Source organism: Caulobacter zeae (assembly GCF_002858925.1).
In the GTDB taxonomy this organism is placed as follows: Bacteria; Pseudomonadota; Alphaproteobacteria; order Caulobacterales; family Caulobacteraceae; genus Caulobacter; species Caulobacter zeae.
On record NZ_PJRS01000021.1, the window covers coordinates 29,544 to 42,349 of the forward strand.

Below are 12,806 nucleotides of genomic sequence, written 5' to 3' on the forward strand. Positions count from 1 at the left end.
TGCCGCGAAAGCTAGGGTTTGGCGATGGACCCACCCCACGTGACCTGGGATTTGAACTGCGCATTGTGGCCTGTCGCCCCCGCCGCGCCTTGGGGACCGTTCGGTCCGAGGGCGTTGCTGTCGCATGCGGGCTGGACGGGAACACCGCTGCCGCCCGCGCCGCCTGGACCGCCGAAACCCCCGCAGATGTGGCCGCCGCAATCCTGAGGCTGCCCGGCGGCGTTCGTGTCTGTGAGCACCTGGAAGGCCGCCAAGTTCGACTGCGATATGGTGGAGATGGAGACACTGCCCGCGTCACCACCGTTCTGTCCCGGCCCGCCGGGGTTGCCCGCCGAGGCGGCGGCGTCGGCTGCGCAGGTGGATTGGTCGCGAGGCGAGGCATTCGGGCCTGGCAAGCCCGGCGTCCCGGCGTTGAGGATCGAGAGACCGCTGCCGGCCACGGCGCCGACCGTCAGCTCGATTGGGCCGGTGTTGAGCCCCGCGGGGGTGTTGGCTATTAGCTCGGCCGTGTCTTCGATGATCAGGACCTGGATCTGCAACTGCACCGAAGCGCCTCTGGTGATGATCTGCGCACCGGGCCCGAGCTGCAGCTGGCCTATTAGCGTCAAGCCAGGGTTCAGAATAAGCGTCGAGCCCTGCGGAACGGTGATGTTCTCGAGGGCCTTCGCCTTGTCGGCTTCGGCCGCTGCGGCGGCCGTCGAAAGCGCCAGAAGCGCCAGTCCTAGGGCGAGCCTGCACGCATATGGAAAACGCACCATCTTCAAGAAGTCTCTCCTGCTACTGCAAGCGAGAGTTTAGCTGTTGCCGCAAGCGGTCAAGCTTGTTGGGTCGTTTTCGTCTCGGGCGCCTTAGGCCACCGCGTAGTCGCGCACCTGCATCGGGCTGCTCTGGCTGATCGGCAGGGTGAAGCTGACGGTGGTGCCGTCGCCTGGGGTCGAGACCATCTCCAGCGCGCCGTCGTGCATCTCGACCAGCGACTTGGTCAGCGCCAAGCCAAGGCCGGTGCCTTGAGTGGTCTTGGAGTGCTGGCTTTCGACCTGCTCGAACGGACGGGCCAGGCGGGCCAGGTCCTCGGCGGCGATGCCGATGCCGGTGTCGGTGACCGACACCTTCACGCGTTCGCCCAGCGGGTCGCGGCGGATCTCGGCGCGGACGACGACACGGCCTTGGCGGGGGGTGAACTTGATGGCGTTGCTCAACAGGTTCAGCAGCACCTGCTTGACCGCGCGATAGTCGGCTTCGATCTCGGGCAGGGGCGGGAAGTCGACCTCGAGCTTCAGGCCGGCGGCCTCGGCGCGGTTGCGCACCAGGCGCACGGCGTCCTCGGTGACGTCCTCCAGGTGCAGCGGCTCGAACTTCAGCGCCATCTTGCCGGCCTCGATCTTCGACATGTCGAGGATGTCGTTGATCAGGGCCAGCAAGTGCTGGCCGGAATTGTGGATGTCGAGGCTGTAGCCCTTGTAGCGCTGGTCGCCGAGCGGGCCGAACATCTCGTTCATCATGATCTCGGAGAAGCCGTTGATGGCGTTCAGCGGCGTGCGCAGCTCGTGGCTCATGTTGGCCAGGAACTCGCTCTTGGCCTTGTTGGCGCCCTCGGCCTTGACCTTCTCCATCTCGTACTTGCGGGCCAGCTCGGCCAGCTGCTCCTGGCTGCGCTCCAGGCCGGCGACGGCGTTCTGCAGCTGCTCCTCGTTGCGGCGGCGGGCCTCTTCCTGGGTCTTGATGGCGGTGATGTCGGCGGCGGTCATGACCAGGCCGCCCTCGGCCGTGCGCCGCTCGCTGATCTGGATCCAGCGGCCGTCGTTCAGCTCGGCCTCGCGCACGCCCTTGGCGCCGGTGGGGTCGGGGATCTCCTGGCGGATGGCCAGGGCCGCGAAGCGGTTGACCTCGGCGCGGGCCGCGCCGGGCTTCAGGAGCTTGGGCTCCAGCGAGAAGACGTTGCGGTAGTTCCTGTTGCACATCAGCAGGCGACCCTGGCGATCCCAGAGCACGAAGGCCTCCGACACGCTTTCGATGGCGTCGCGCAGGCGGTTCTCGGCGGCCTGGGCGCGGGCCTGGGCCAGGCGCTCCTCTGTGACGTCCAGCGCCACGCCGATGATCCGCGAATAGCCGTCCTCGCCCGGCTTGCCGAAGCCCTGGCCGCGGGCGTCCACCCAGATCGAGCGGCCGCCGTGCTCGCGGGCGGGAATGCGGAACGACACGTCGAAGGCGCCGAACTGGGCGGCGTTGGCCAGCGCCTGGCGCACCCGGTCGCGGTGGTCGGCCGAGATCCGCTCGACCAGGTCCTGGCCGGGGGCCACGCCGCCGCCGCCCCAGCCGAACATCGCGCCGGTGACGTCGGACATGTAGACCTCGTCCGAGCGCAGGTCCCATTCCCAGATGCCGCAGCGGGCCGCTTCGACGGCCAGGCGGAAGCGCTGTTCGCTGTCGATGAACTCCTTCTGGGCGCTTTCGGCGCGGCGGCTTTGCAGCATCAGGATCAGGGCGAGCGCGATGCCGGCGGCCAGCGGGATCAGCAGGTTCAGCGCGCCTTCCATGACGCGGCGATCGACATTGGCCACGGTGTGGCTGGGGGTGCTGACGGCGACGATGACGGCGCCCTGGGCCAGGGGCTCGAAGGCCACGTCCAGGCTCGAGCCGTCGACGCCGCGACCGGTGAGGGCGGCCGCGCCCCCTTGCAGGTCCTCGACGGAAAGGGTGTAGGCCTGGCTGAGGCTGGCGGCGCCCTGCACGGCGCGCCCGGCGCCGACCAGCAGGCCGCCGTCGGCCAGGAACAGCGCGACCGAGCGCTCCTTGCCCGGTTCGCCGAGCAGGCGCGAGGGATCGCCGGCGGCGATGACATAGCCGCGGCCGGCGCTGGTCTGGGCCGCCATGGCGACATAGAGGCGGCCGCTGCGGCCGACGCCGCCGACCCAGACGCTGCGGCCCGAGGCCGAGGCGGCCTTGGCGGCCATGCGCCAGTCGGCCGACGGGTCGCGACCGGCGACGGCCAGCACCTCGGCGCTGGTGGTCACGGCCACGGCCATGGCCTCGCCGCCGGCGGCGCGCAGGGCGGTTTCGGCCGCGTCGATGGCCGAGGTCGGGTCGCGCTCCAACATGTCGGCGGCGGCCGATAGGCCCGCGCGCTGGGCGGCCAGGTTGGTCTCGACCTTGCCGGAAAGGATCTGGGCCTCGGCGGCCAGGCCCGCGCCGCCGGGCGGAGCGGAGGCTTCCTTCTGCAGGCTGTGCAGGCCAAGGGCGGTGTAGACGGCCAGCAGCAGCAGCGCGGCCAGGATCACGATGCGGACATAGGCCTGCGACGACCGGGCGGCGCGCATGCGGGCCACGCCCGCAGCCGAAAGTCCGGCCTTGGCCGGCCTTCCGGGTTTCGCCCCGCCAATTCGCAACGCTTGAACCTCTAGCACCCCAGGCGAGTCAGTTCGCCGACATGGTGAATCTACCGTACCCGTTCATGCGCCGTCACCCGGGGGAGAGGCGAATAAGCGGGGATGAGCGCTTTGGTCGCAACCGTTGCGCGGAGGAATCACCTCAAGCTCTCGCGGTAAGACCCCCTCCGGCCCTCCGGGCCACCTCCCCCACGGGGGAGGATCTTGAGCGCCCAGATGCTCCCCCGCTGGGGGAGCTGTCGCGGAGCGACTGAGGGGGCCGCCGCAGGCGGCTTACTCCAGCGCCCGTGTCGCCAGTTCCAGCACGTTCTTCGACAGGCCCGGCGCGGCCTGCACGCGCTCCAGTTCGCGGCGCATCAGGTCGCCCAGCGCCGGAACGTAGCGCCGCCAGCCGCCCAGCGGCTCGACCAGGCGGGCGGCGGTCATCGGGTTGAAGCCGTCCACCGCCAGGATCTGGTCGGCCAGGAAGCGATAGCCCGCGCCGCTGGCGTCGTGGAACCGCGCCGGGTTGGCGCTGGCGAAGCCCTGCACCAGGGCGCGGAAGCGGTTGGGATTGCCGGCGTCGAAGTCGGCGTGCTCGGTCAGGGCCAGCACCCGCTTCAGCGCGTTGTCCGACGGATCGCGGGCCTGGACCGAGAACCACTTGTCCAGCACCAGCGGCTCGTGCCGCCACTTGGCGTGGAAGGCGGCCAGGGCCGTCTCGCAGGGCTCGCCGCCTACCGCCAGCAGGGCCGACAGGCCGCCCATGGCGTCGGTCAGCGCCGCGGCCGCCTCGAAGTGGCCGACGATGCGCTGGACGTTGTCGGCGTGCGGATCGGCGGACAGCAGGTCGACGCAGGCGTTGCGCAGCGCCCGGCGACCGGCCGAGGCCGCGTCGGGCGAGAACTCGCCGTCGCCCTGCATGGCGCCGTGGATGCGGGCCAACTGCTCGCCCAGGTGCACGGCGATGCGGGCGCGCAAGGCGCCGCGAGCTTCGTGGATCGCGGCCGGATCGGCGGGCTCGACCGCCAGGGCGAGATCCCCTTCGGTCGGCAGGGCCAGCAGCAGGGCCTTGAAGGCCGGATCAGCGGCCGGATCGTCCAGCGCCTGGCCCAGGGCCTGGGCGTAGCGTTCCTCGCCGACCTCGTCGGGCGTCCCGGCGGCGCGGGCCAGGATCAGGCCCCGGGCCAGGCCCTGGCCGGCTTCCCAGCGGTTGAAGAGGTCCGGGTCGGCGGCGAACAGCACATAGGCGTCGGCGCTGCGCGCGTCGGTGGTCAGGGTCACAGGGGCCGAGAAACCGCGCAGGGCCGAGATCACGGGGGCCTCCGCCACGCCTTCCCAGCGCACCGTCAGGCTCTCGCCCTCCAGCAGCACCACCTCGCTGTCGCGCAGCGGGCGGCCGTCCTGGGCCAGCAGGCCGATGGTCACCGGGATCGGCAGCGCCTTCTTGACGGGCTGGCCGCTGGTGGGGGCGGTCTTCTGGGTCAGGGTGATCGACAGCGCCTGGGCGGCGGCGTCGTAGGCGTGGGTCAGCGACACGGCGGGCGTGCCGGCCTGCTCGTACCAGGCGAAGAACGAGGTCAGGTCGCGCCCCGAGGCTTCCGCGAAGCACGCGATGAAGGCCTCGACCGTCGTGGCCTCGCCGTCGTGGCGCTCGAAATAGAGATCAAGGCCGGCCCGGAACGCGTCGGCGCCCAGGATGGTCTTCAGCATGCGGATGATCTCCGCGCCCTTCTCGTAGATGGTCGCGGTGTAGAAGTTGTCGATCTTCAGATAGCTCGACGGCCGCACGGCGTGGGCCAGCGGGCCGGCGTCCTCGGCGAACTGCCGGGCGCGCAACGCCTTGACGTCTTTGATCCGCTGCACGGCCGCGCCGCGCATGTCGGCGCTGAAGCTCTGGTCGCGGAAGACCGTCAGGCCTTCCTTCAGGCACAGCTGGAACCAGTCGCGGCAGGTGATGCGATTGCCGGTCCAGTTGTGGAAGTATTCGTGGGCGACGACGCTTTCGATGCGCTCGTAGTCGAAGTCGGTCGCCGTCTCGGGCTCGGCCAGCAGCAGCGAGGAGTTGAAGATGTTCAGCCCCTTGTTCTCCATGGCCCCGAAGTTGAAGTCGCGCACGGCCACGATCATGAAGAGGTCCAGATCGTATTCGCGGCCGAACGCCTCCTCGTCCCACTTCATCGAGCGCTTGAGGGCGTCCAGGGCATAGGCCGCGCGCGAGGCCTGGCCAGGATCGACGAACACCTTCAGGGCCACGGTGCGGCCGCTCATGGTGACGAAGCTGTCCTCCAGCACGTCCAGCCGCCCGGCGACCAGGGCGAACAGGTAGGCCGGCTTGGGGAAGGGGTCGTTCCAGACGGCGTAGTGGCGGCCGCCTTCCAGCTCGCCGGCCTCCATCAGGTTGCCGTTGCTGAGCAGGTGCTCGAAGGTCGCGTCGGCCTCGATCCGCACGGTGTAGCGGCTGAGCACGTCCGGCCGGTCGGGGAAGAAAGTGATGGTGCGGAAGCCCTCGGCCTCGCACTGGGTGCAGAAGCGGCCGCCCGACATGTAGAGGCCCATCAAGGCCTTGTTGGCCGACGGATCGATCTCGACCTGCGTGGTCAGTTCGAAGGCGTCGGGGACCTCGGCGATCACCAGTCGCTCGTCGTCCAGCGCGTACTGGTTGGCGCTCAGGGCCTGGCCGTCGATGGCGATCGACTTCAGCGCCAGCCGCTCGCCGTTCAGCGCCAGGGCCTCGCCGGCCGCGCCCGTGCGGCGCACCTTCAGCGTGGCGGTCACGCGCGTGGCGGACGGCGCCAGCTGGAATGACAGCTGCGTCGTCTCGATCTCGAACGGGAACGGGCGATAGTCGGAGAGCCGGATCGGCTGGGGCGTTTCGGTGCGCATCCGGCCAATGTAGTCGCCCGTCGGGTCGGGGGCGAGGCCGCCGGTTGCGCGGCTTGTCGATTTATCGGTTAAGTTGGCGATGTAACCGGGGGGTGTTTGCAAGTGTCAGAGGTCGCCAATTCCGAGCCTGGGCCGGAGGGGGCGCCATTCCGCGTCCTGGGGGCTTTGGTCTGGGCGCCCGTGCTGGCCGCGGCCGTCTTCATCGCGGGCTTCGGCGTCTACAAGAGCGTCAGCCCGCTCGTGGTCGGCCTGTTCGTCATCCTGCGGCCGGAAGCATCGCTGAGCGACGAGGCCCTGCGCCTGTACATGTCGCTCGCCTCGCCGCTCGCCGGGATCGCTTTCGTCGGCGTCTACTGGCTGCTGGTGCGTCTGGTCGAGCGACGCGCCGTCGTCGAGCTCGCGCCGCGCGGCGCCTGGATCGAGGCCGCGCGAGGTGTGGGCTTGGCCGCTGCGGCCTTCCTCCTGTTGATGGTCGTCCTGACGTTGGCCGGCGCGATCGCGTGGCGCCCGCCGCCTTTGAAGACTTGGCTTGGCCACATCTCCGCCGGCCTGGCCTTCGGGATCGCTTCCGGCGTGCTGACGGCCATCGTGCTTCAGGGCGTGCTGACCCGGCTGCTGGCCCAAACGCAGGGGCCGGTGTTCGGCGTCGTCGCGGCCGCCTTTGCGGCGGCCTGGTGGACCGGTGGACGCGTGCACGTCAATGCGCAACTCGGCGCACTGATCGACGGGCTGATGCTGGCCCTCGTCTTTGTACGCCTTGGACGCTTGTGGCTCGGCATGGGCATCGTCGCGACCTGGGACGGGCTCATGACGGTCGTCAGGGGCGGCTTCTACCACGGGGACGACGGCAACGCCGCGCGGGCGTTCATCTTCGCGCCGGAGCAGGGGCCGCTGATCTCGTGGCTGCGCGGACCGGGCGGGCCCGACACCTCGGTCCCGGCGCTGGTCGGCGGAGCGCTGGCGGCCGGCTTCCTCGCCTGGCGCGCCTGGCAGGAAGGCCGCTTTTCGCGCGCTTGAGGCGGCGAGGGCGCTCCGGGACGGCGAACTCGATTGGGAAGGTTTGGATCCATGTCCGACGCGCTTGCTCCGTCGCCGGGCCGTATTGCCCCGGGCCGCCGGATCGTCATCCTGGTCTGGGCGATGATCCTGACGGCGGCGCCCTTCATCGCGGGGTTCGTCACGATGGGGGCCGTTGATGTCGGGATCGACCTGGCCTTCAGCCCTGTTTCCGGCGCTAGGTTCTACATCGACCTGGTTGCGGGGCCCCTGGCCGCCCTGGCGTCGATCGCGGCCGCGGTCGGAGCCTATGTCCTGCTGGTTCGGCTGGCCGAAAGGCGCTGGCCGTCCGAGCTGGCCCTGGCCCCGGCGCTTCCCGAACTGGGGCGTGGGATCGCCTTGGCCGTGATCGCCTTCGGCCTCCTGATGGGCGTGCTCACCCTGAGCGGCGGCGTGGTCTGGCGGCCGCCGCCTCTCGTCGACTGGCGCTGGGCGCTGGCCACCGGCCTTTCCCAGGGAGCGTTCGGGGGCCTGTTGCTGGGCCTGATGGTGCAGGGCGGGATCGCGCGGCTGGGCACGCAGGCGCTGGGACCGGCCGTGGGCGTCGTGCTCGCGGCGCTCGCCGCTTTCTGGATCCTTTCGTTTGACGTGGAGCGTCCGCCGATCCAGCGCGCGAACGCGGCCCTGGGCGGGGCGATCCTCGCCCTCGTCTGGCTGCGACGCCAGCGGTTGTGGCTGGGGCTGGGCCTGTTCATGGGCTGGGGCGCGCTGGTGGGCGCGGTCATCGGCGGTTATTCGCTGCAGTGCGGCTATGACTCTACCGAGGCCTTCATCTACGAGCCGGGGCGAGGCGTGCTGATCGCCTGGCTGAGAGGCGAGGGCGGCCCGGAAAGCTCGGTCCCGCTGCTGGCGGGCTGCGTCCTGGCCGTCGTCTGGCTGACCTGGCGCGCCTGGAAGGAGGGCCGCTTCTCGAGGGCTTGAGGCGGATCAATGTCCGGATGCGCGGGCGGGCGCATCACCCCTTCCGACGCCTCGACGCGTCGAAGTCCAAGGGGATAAGACCAATGACCGCCCTCCGCCTCGCTCTCGCCGCCGGCCTGACGCTCGCCGCCGCCGCGACCGGCGCCCACGCCCAGGAGGCCTTCACGCCCGCCGCCAAGGGGACCTGGCAGGTCAACCTGCGCGCCACCAGCGTCTCGCCCGACGCCGGCGACCCGATCGTCACCGCGGCCGGCGCCGCCAGCGGCCTCAAGGCCGACGTCAAGGACGACGTCATGCCGACGCTGGGAGTGTCCTACTTCCTCACCGACAAGCTCGCCATCGAGGTGATCGCCGGCACGACCCAGCACACCGTCAAGGCCGTGGGGCCTGGAACCGACGTCGTGGTGCACAAGACCTGGGTGCTGCCGCCGGTGGTCTCGGCCCAGTACCACTTCGCGCCCAAGGCCCGGTTCAATCCGTATGTCGGCGCGGGCGTGAACTACATGATCTTCTATAGCGGCAAGGACAGGAACGGCTTCACCGTCGATCTCGACGACGGCTTCGGCTACGCCCTGCAGGCGGGCGCCGACATCGCCGTGAAGGGGCCGTACGTCGTCAATGTCGACGTCAAGAAGGTGTGGTTCGAGACCGACGCCAAGATCAACGGCGGCGCCCTGAAGTCTAAGGTGAACCTGGACCCGATGGTGGTGTCGGTGGGCGTGGGGCGGCGGTTCTAGGCGGTGCGTGGTCCTCGTCCTTCGGCAAGCTCAGGATGAGGACCATTTTTGGGGCCGTGCAGTAGAAAACCTCACCCTGAGCTTGTCGAAGGGCGTGGTTTTCGCCTGGCTCAGCCCTCCACCGTCCCCGCCGCCGGGGTCTCGTGCAACTCCCGCTCGATGGCCGCGGCTTTCTGGGCCAGGGCCAGCAGGGCGGGGGGCGCGTCCTCGGGATGGTCGCCGACCAGGGTCATGATCTCGCGCGACAGGGCGTGCAGGCGCGGGGCGGCGGCGATCAGCCTGGCCTGGAACTCGATCTTGCGCGGGTCGCGGTCGTACTCGGCCCCCGGCGTGCGCCAGCCGCCCCAGTCGTTGGGGTCGGTGACCACCACCGGATAGGTGCCGGGGAAGGGGTGGTGCAGGCAGTCGCTTTCCTGCTGCCACTTGTTGCGCGCCCTCAGGACCCGCCAGTTGGACAGGACGCCGCCTTCCTGCGGATCCATCTTGTCTTCGGGCTTCAGCTCATGGGCCAGGAACTCGCGGCCCAGGCCCACGTCGTAGGTCACCCGCACCGGTTCGTCGAAGCCCTTGGCCCAGATGGGCACGATCTTCTCGATCGTCGCCCAGGCGCCGACGCTCTCGACCCAAACCTTCTGGTTCCGCTGATAGACGGTCTTGGCCATGGGATCTCGAACGGCTCCAAATACTGGGGCGCCATAAGAACCTGAAATTCTTGACGCCGGGTCAATCTTTCCACGCACGTAAACGTGGTTCATCGTCGCTTCCAACGGCCGTCGACAAGAACGGCCAAGGGAGAAAACGGCCGTGGATTTCGACTATTCCGACGACCAGAAGTTCCTCAAGGACGAGGCCCGCAAGTTCCTCGGCGGCCGCTGTCCGCCCGCGGTGGTGCGCGGCGTGCTCGACGATCCGGCCAAGCGCTACGACGCGCCCCTGTGGGCCGCTGTGGCCGAGCAGGGCTGGCTGGGCGCGGCCATCCCCGAGAAGCACGGGGGGCTGGGCCTTGGCCGCGTCGAGCTGTGCGCCATCGCCGAGGAGCTGGGCCGGGCCGTCGCGCCGATCCCCTTCGCCTCCACCGTCTACATCCTGGCCGAGGCCGTCATGGCCCACGGCACGACCGCCCAGCAGGCCGCGATCCTGCCCCGCGTCGCCGCGGGCGAGCTGATCGGCGCCCTGGCGGTCAGTGAAGGCCCCGGCGTCCTCACCCCCTCGGCCCTGTCGGCCCGGGTGGAGGGCGGCAAGCTTTCCGGCGTGAAGATCCCCGTCACCGACGGCGACATCGCCCACGTCGCCATCGTGCTGGCCAGCGAAGGCGGCAAGCCTGGCCTTTTCCTGGTCGACCTGACGGGCGAGGGCGTGAAGCGCGAGACGCTCGAGAGTCTGGACCCCACCCGAAGCGTCGCGCGCCTGACCTTCGACGGCGCGGCCGCCGAGCGGCTGGGCGGGGCGGGCGAGGGCTTCGACCTCGTCCAGGCCATCCTCGACCGCGCCGCCGTGCTGCTGGCCTTCGAACAGCTGGGCGGCGCCGACCGCTGCCTGGAGATGGCCAAGGAGTACGCGCTTGGCCGCTACGCCTTCGGCCGCGTGATCGGCGGCTACCAGGCCATCAAGCACAAGCTGGCCGACATGTACGTCAAGAACGAGGTCGCCCGCTCCAACGCCTATTACGGCGCCTGGGCCCTTAACGACGACGCTTCCGAACTGCCCACGGCAGCCGCCGCCGCCCGCATCGCCGCCTCCGAGGCCTTCTGGTTCGCCAGCAAGGAAAGCGTCCAGGTGCACGGCGGCATGGGCTTCACTTGGGAGGTGGACTGCCACCTCTATTACCGCCGCTCGCGGCAGCTCTCCCTGGTCGCCGGCTCGCCGAGGCTCTGGAAGGAGCGGCTGGTCAGCGAGCTCGAGAAGAAGAACGCGGCCTAGCGTTCGAGCCCACCCTTTCTCCTCCGCCTTTCTTCGTCATCCCGGCCGGAGCGAAGCGGAGAGCCGGGACCCAGGAGCAGCCGCAGTGCGCCGGCTCTGGGTCCCGGATCGACCTTTCAGGTCGTCCGGGATGACGGAGATTGATGCCATGGACTTCAACGATTCCCCCACCGAAGCCGCCTACCGCGAAAAGGCCCGCGCCTGGCTGGTCGAGGCCGCCGCCGCCCACCGCGCCGAGCATGGCGAGCCCAAGCCCAACACCCCCGAGCACATGGCCGCCGCCAAGGCCTGGCAGGCCCGCAAGGCCGCGGCCGGCTACGCCTGCATCACCTGGCCGGCTGCGGTCGGGGGAGGCGGCGGCACGCCGATCGAGTCGGTCATCTTCGGTCAGGAGGAGGGCAAGGCCGGCGTCGCCTACGGCTACTTCACCATCGGCCTGGGCATGTGCGTGCCGACGGTCATGGCCTTTTCCGACACCGATACGAAGAAGCGCTTCGTCTCCCCCGCCGTGAAGGGCGAGGAGATCTGGTGCCAGCTGTTCTCCGAACCGGCCGGCGGCTCCGACGTCGCGGCCCTTCGCACGCGGGCGGTCAGGGACGGCGAAGACTGGGTGATCAACGGCCAGAAGGTCTGGACCACCGGCGCCCACTACAGCGACTTCGGCATCCTCCTTACGCGGACGGACCCCGACGTGCCCAAGCACAAGGGCCTGACCATGTTCTGGATCGACATGCGCGATCCGGCCGTCGAATGCCGCCCCATCCACCAGATGTCGGGCGGGCGCGAGTTCAACGAGGTCTATTTCAGCGACCTGCGGGTTAAGGACAGCCAGCGCCTGGGCGAGGTCGGGCAGGGCTGGCAGGTCGCCCTCGTCACCCTGATGAACGAGCGCCTGGCCGTCGGCGGCTCGGCCGGTCCCAACTATCGCGAGGTGCTGGAGCTGGCCCGCGCGCTTCCCGGCGAGGACGGTCCGGCCCTTTCCAACGACGCCTTCCGCGAGAAGCTGGCCGATTGGTTCGTCGCCTCGCAGGGGCTGAAGTTCACCCGCTTCCGCACCATGACCGCCCTGTCGCGCGGCCAGACCCCGGGGCCCGAAAGCTCGATCGGCAAGATCATCTCGGCCAACCAGCTTCAGGACCTGGCCAACACCGCCGTCGAGATGCAGGGCGAGTACGGCGTCCTCACCGGCCCCGAAGCCGCCGCCGGCGCGGCCTTCCAGCAAAGCCTGATGTGGGCGCCGGGCCTCCGCATCGCCGGCGGCACCGACGAGATCCTCAAGAACATCATCGCCGAACGGGTCCTGGGCCTGCCGGGCGACGTGCGCGTGGACAAGGACGTGCCGTTCAGGGATATGCCGACGGGCAGGTAGGCCAGGACAGGGGGCGGCATGGCGGGCGGCGACGGACGTTCGGTGGTTCCCGCCCGGCTGCCCGACGACTTTCTGGGCCGGCTCGTCGTCGATTGCCCCGCGTGCGGCGGGTATGCGGCCATCCTGCCGCGCGACCCGTCCGACGTGCAGGCGTCCGCCGCGCGCCGGATGGTCTGCCGAGACTGCGGGGCGACGCGCGACAAGCCGCAGACCCCGAACGGGGCGCCGATCGACCCGTTCATGGGCTTGGCGCCCCGCTTCCGCGCCGCGACGCGTCACGGCGATCTGGTCGCCTGGAACGAGGCGCACCTCGATTATCTCGAGACCTACCTGTCGGGCCGCATCAGGGTGGAGCAGCGGTCCGCCGATCCGGCCGCTCCGCGCAACCAGACCATCGTCTCGCGGCTGCCGGCCTGGGCCAAGTCGGCGAAGAATCGGGACGAGATCCTGCGCGCCGTCGAGCGGGTCCCGCGCGAGCGCGGCTGAGTCATAAACCGTGAAAATACACGGACTTCCGTGGTTCCACGCCCCAAAACCCGTTCCATTTCAGGC

The 12,806-nt window shown here is 69.9% G+C and carries 10 protein-coding genes and 1 pseudogene; 7 read left to right on the forward strand and 4 right to left on the reverse strand.

From position 1 onward, the window contains the following. Positions 1-11: 11 nt before the first annotated feature. From SGCZBJ_RS11410 to pepN, 3 genes are all read right to left on the reverse strand, one after another. Positions 12-764: a hypothetical protein gene (locus SGCZBJ_RS11410; RefSeq protein WP_133149234.1), complete on the reverse strand. Its 753-nt coding sequence runs from the start codon at positions 762-764 to the stop codon at positions 12-14. Positions 765-848: 84 nt separating this feature from the next. Next, a complete protein-coding gene (pleC, locus tag SGCZBJ_RS11415; RefSeq protein WP_101718130.1) occupies positions 849-3,317 on the reverse strand; it encodes a cell cycle histidine kinase PleC in 2,469 nt (822 codons plus the stop codon). Positions 3,318-3,659: 342 nt separating this feature from the next. Further along, on the reverse strand, positions 3,660-6,251 hold the full coding sequence (pepN, locus tag SGCZBJ_RS11420) for an aminopeptidase N (RefSeq protein WP_101718131.1): 2,592 nt from the start codon (positions 6,249-6,251) through the stop codon (positions 3,660-3,662). Between the two features lie 180 nt (positions 6,252-6,431). On the opposite strand from pepN, the gene SGCZBJ_RS11425 reads away from it, so the two are divergent. From SGCZBJ_RS11425 to SGCZBJ_RS11435, 3 genes are all read left to right on the forward strand, one after another. Then, positions 6,432-7,268: a hypothetical protein gene (locus SGCZBJ_RS11425; protein ID WP_133149235.1), complete on the forward strand. Its 837-nt coding sequence runs from the start codon at positions 6,432-6,434 to the stop codon at positions 7,266-7,268. Positions 7,269-7,319: 51 nt separating this feature from the next. Further along, the gene (locus SGCZBJ_RS11430) at positions 7,320-8,228 is read left to right on the forward strand and encodes a hypothetical protein (protein WP_101718133.1); all 909 of its coding nucleotides are present in this window, start codon (positions 7,320-7,322) and stop codon (positions 8,226-8,228) included. Between the two features lie 83 nt (positions 8,229-8,311). Continuing rightward, positions 8,312-8,965 carry an OmpW/AlkL family protein gene (locus SGCZBJ_RS11435; RefSeq protein WP_101718134.1) on the forward strand — a complete coding sequence of 218 codons (654 nt, stop codon included), beginning with the start codon at positions 8,312-8,314 and terminating at the stop codon, positions 8,963-8,965. Between the two features lie 110 nt (positions 8,966-9,075). On the opposite strand, the gene SGCZBJ_RS11440 is transcribed toward SGCZBJ_RS11435, so the two are convergent. Next, on the reverse strand, positions 9,076-9,627 hold the full coding sequence (locus SGCZBJ_RS11440) for a hypothetical protein (RefSeq protein ID WP_101718135.1): 552 nt from the start codon (positions 9,625-9,627) through the stop codon (positions 9,076-9,078). 142 nt (positions 9,628-9,769) lie between these two features. Here SGCZBJ_RS11440 and SGCZBJ_RS11445 point away from each other — a divergent pair, with 142 nt between their 5' ends. The 4 genes and pseudogenes from SGCZBJ_RS11445 (at position 9,770) to SGCZBJ_RS11455 (ending at position 12,740) form a co-directional block, all read left to right on the forward strand. Then, on the forward strand, positions 9,770-10,885 hold the full coding sequence (locus SGCZBJ_RS11445; protein WP_101718136.1) for an acyl-CoA dehydrogenase family protein: 1,116 nt from the start codon (positions 9,770-9,772) through the stop codon (positions 10,883-10,885). Between the two features lie 37 nt (positions 10,886-10,922). Beyond that, a pseudogene (locus SGCZBJ_RS26510) lies at positions 10,923-11,029 on the forward strand (hypothetical protein); the annotation flags it as partial. 4 nt (positions 11,030-11,033) lie between these two features. Further along, on the forward strand, positions 11,034-12,254 hold the full coding sequence (locus tag SGCZBJ_RS11450) for an acyl-CoA dehydrogenase family protein (RefSeq protein ID WP_101718137.1): 1,221 nt from the start codon (positions 11,034-11,036) through the stop codon (positions 12,252-12,254). Between the two features lie 18 nt (positions 12,255-12,272). Further along, entirely contained in the window at positions 12,273-12,740 is a 468-nt protein-coding gene (locus tag SGCZBJ_RS11455; RefSeq protein ID WP_101718138.1) for a hypothetical protein, read from the forward strand. The last annotated feature ends 66 nt before the right edge of the window (positions 12,741-12,806 follow it).

Bases quoted from the DNA above. Each gene is read 5' to 3' on its own strand.
- pleC (WP_101718130.1), bottom strand. From the start codon at position 3,317: ATGCGCGCCGCCCGGTCGTCGCAGGCCTATGTCCGCATCGTGATCCTG.
- pepN (WP_101718131.1), bottom strand. From the start codon at position 6,251: ATGCGCACCGAAACGCCCCAGCCGATCCGGCTCTCCGACTATCGCCCG.
- SGCZBJ_RS11430 (WP_101718133.1), top strand. From the start codon at position 7,320: ATGTCCGACGCGCTTGCTCCGTCGCCGGGCCGTATTGCCCCGGGCCGC.
- SGCZBJ_RS11435 (WP_101718134.1), top strand. From the start codon at position 8,312: ATGACCGCCCTCCGCCTCGCTCTCGCCGCCGGCCTGACGCTCGCCGCC.
- SGCZBJ_RS11440 (WP_101718135.1), bottom strand. From the start codon at position 9,627: ATGGCCAAGACCGTCTATCAGCGGAACCAGAAGGTTTGGGTCGAGAGC.
- SGCZBJ_RS11450 (WP_101718137.1), top strand. From the start codon at position 11,034: ATGGACTTCAACGATTCCCCCACCGAAGCCGCCTACCGCGAAAAGGCC.
- SGCZBJ_RS11455 (WP_101718138.1), top strand. From the start codon at position 12,273: ATGGCGGGCGGCGACGGACGTTCGGTGGTTCCCGCCCGGCTGCCCGAC.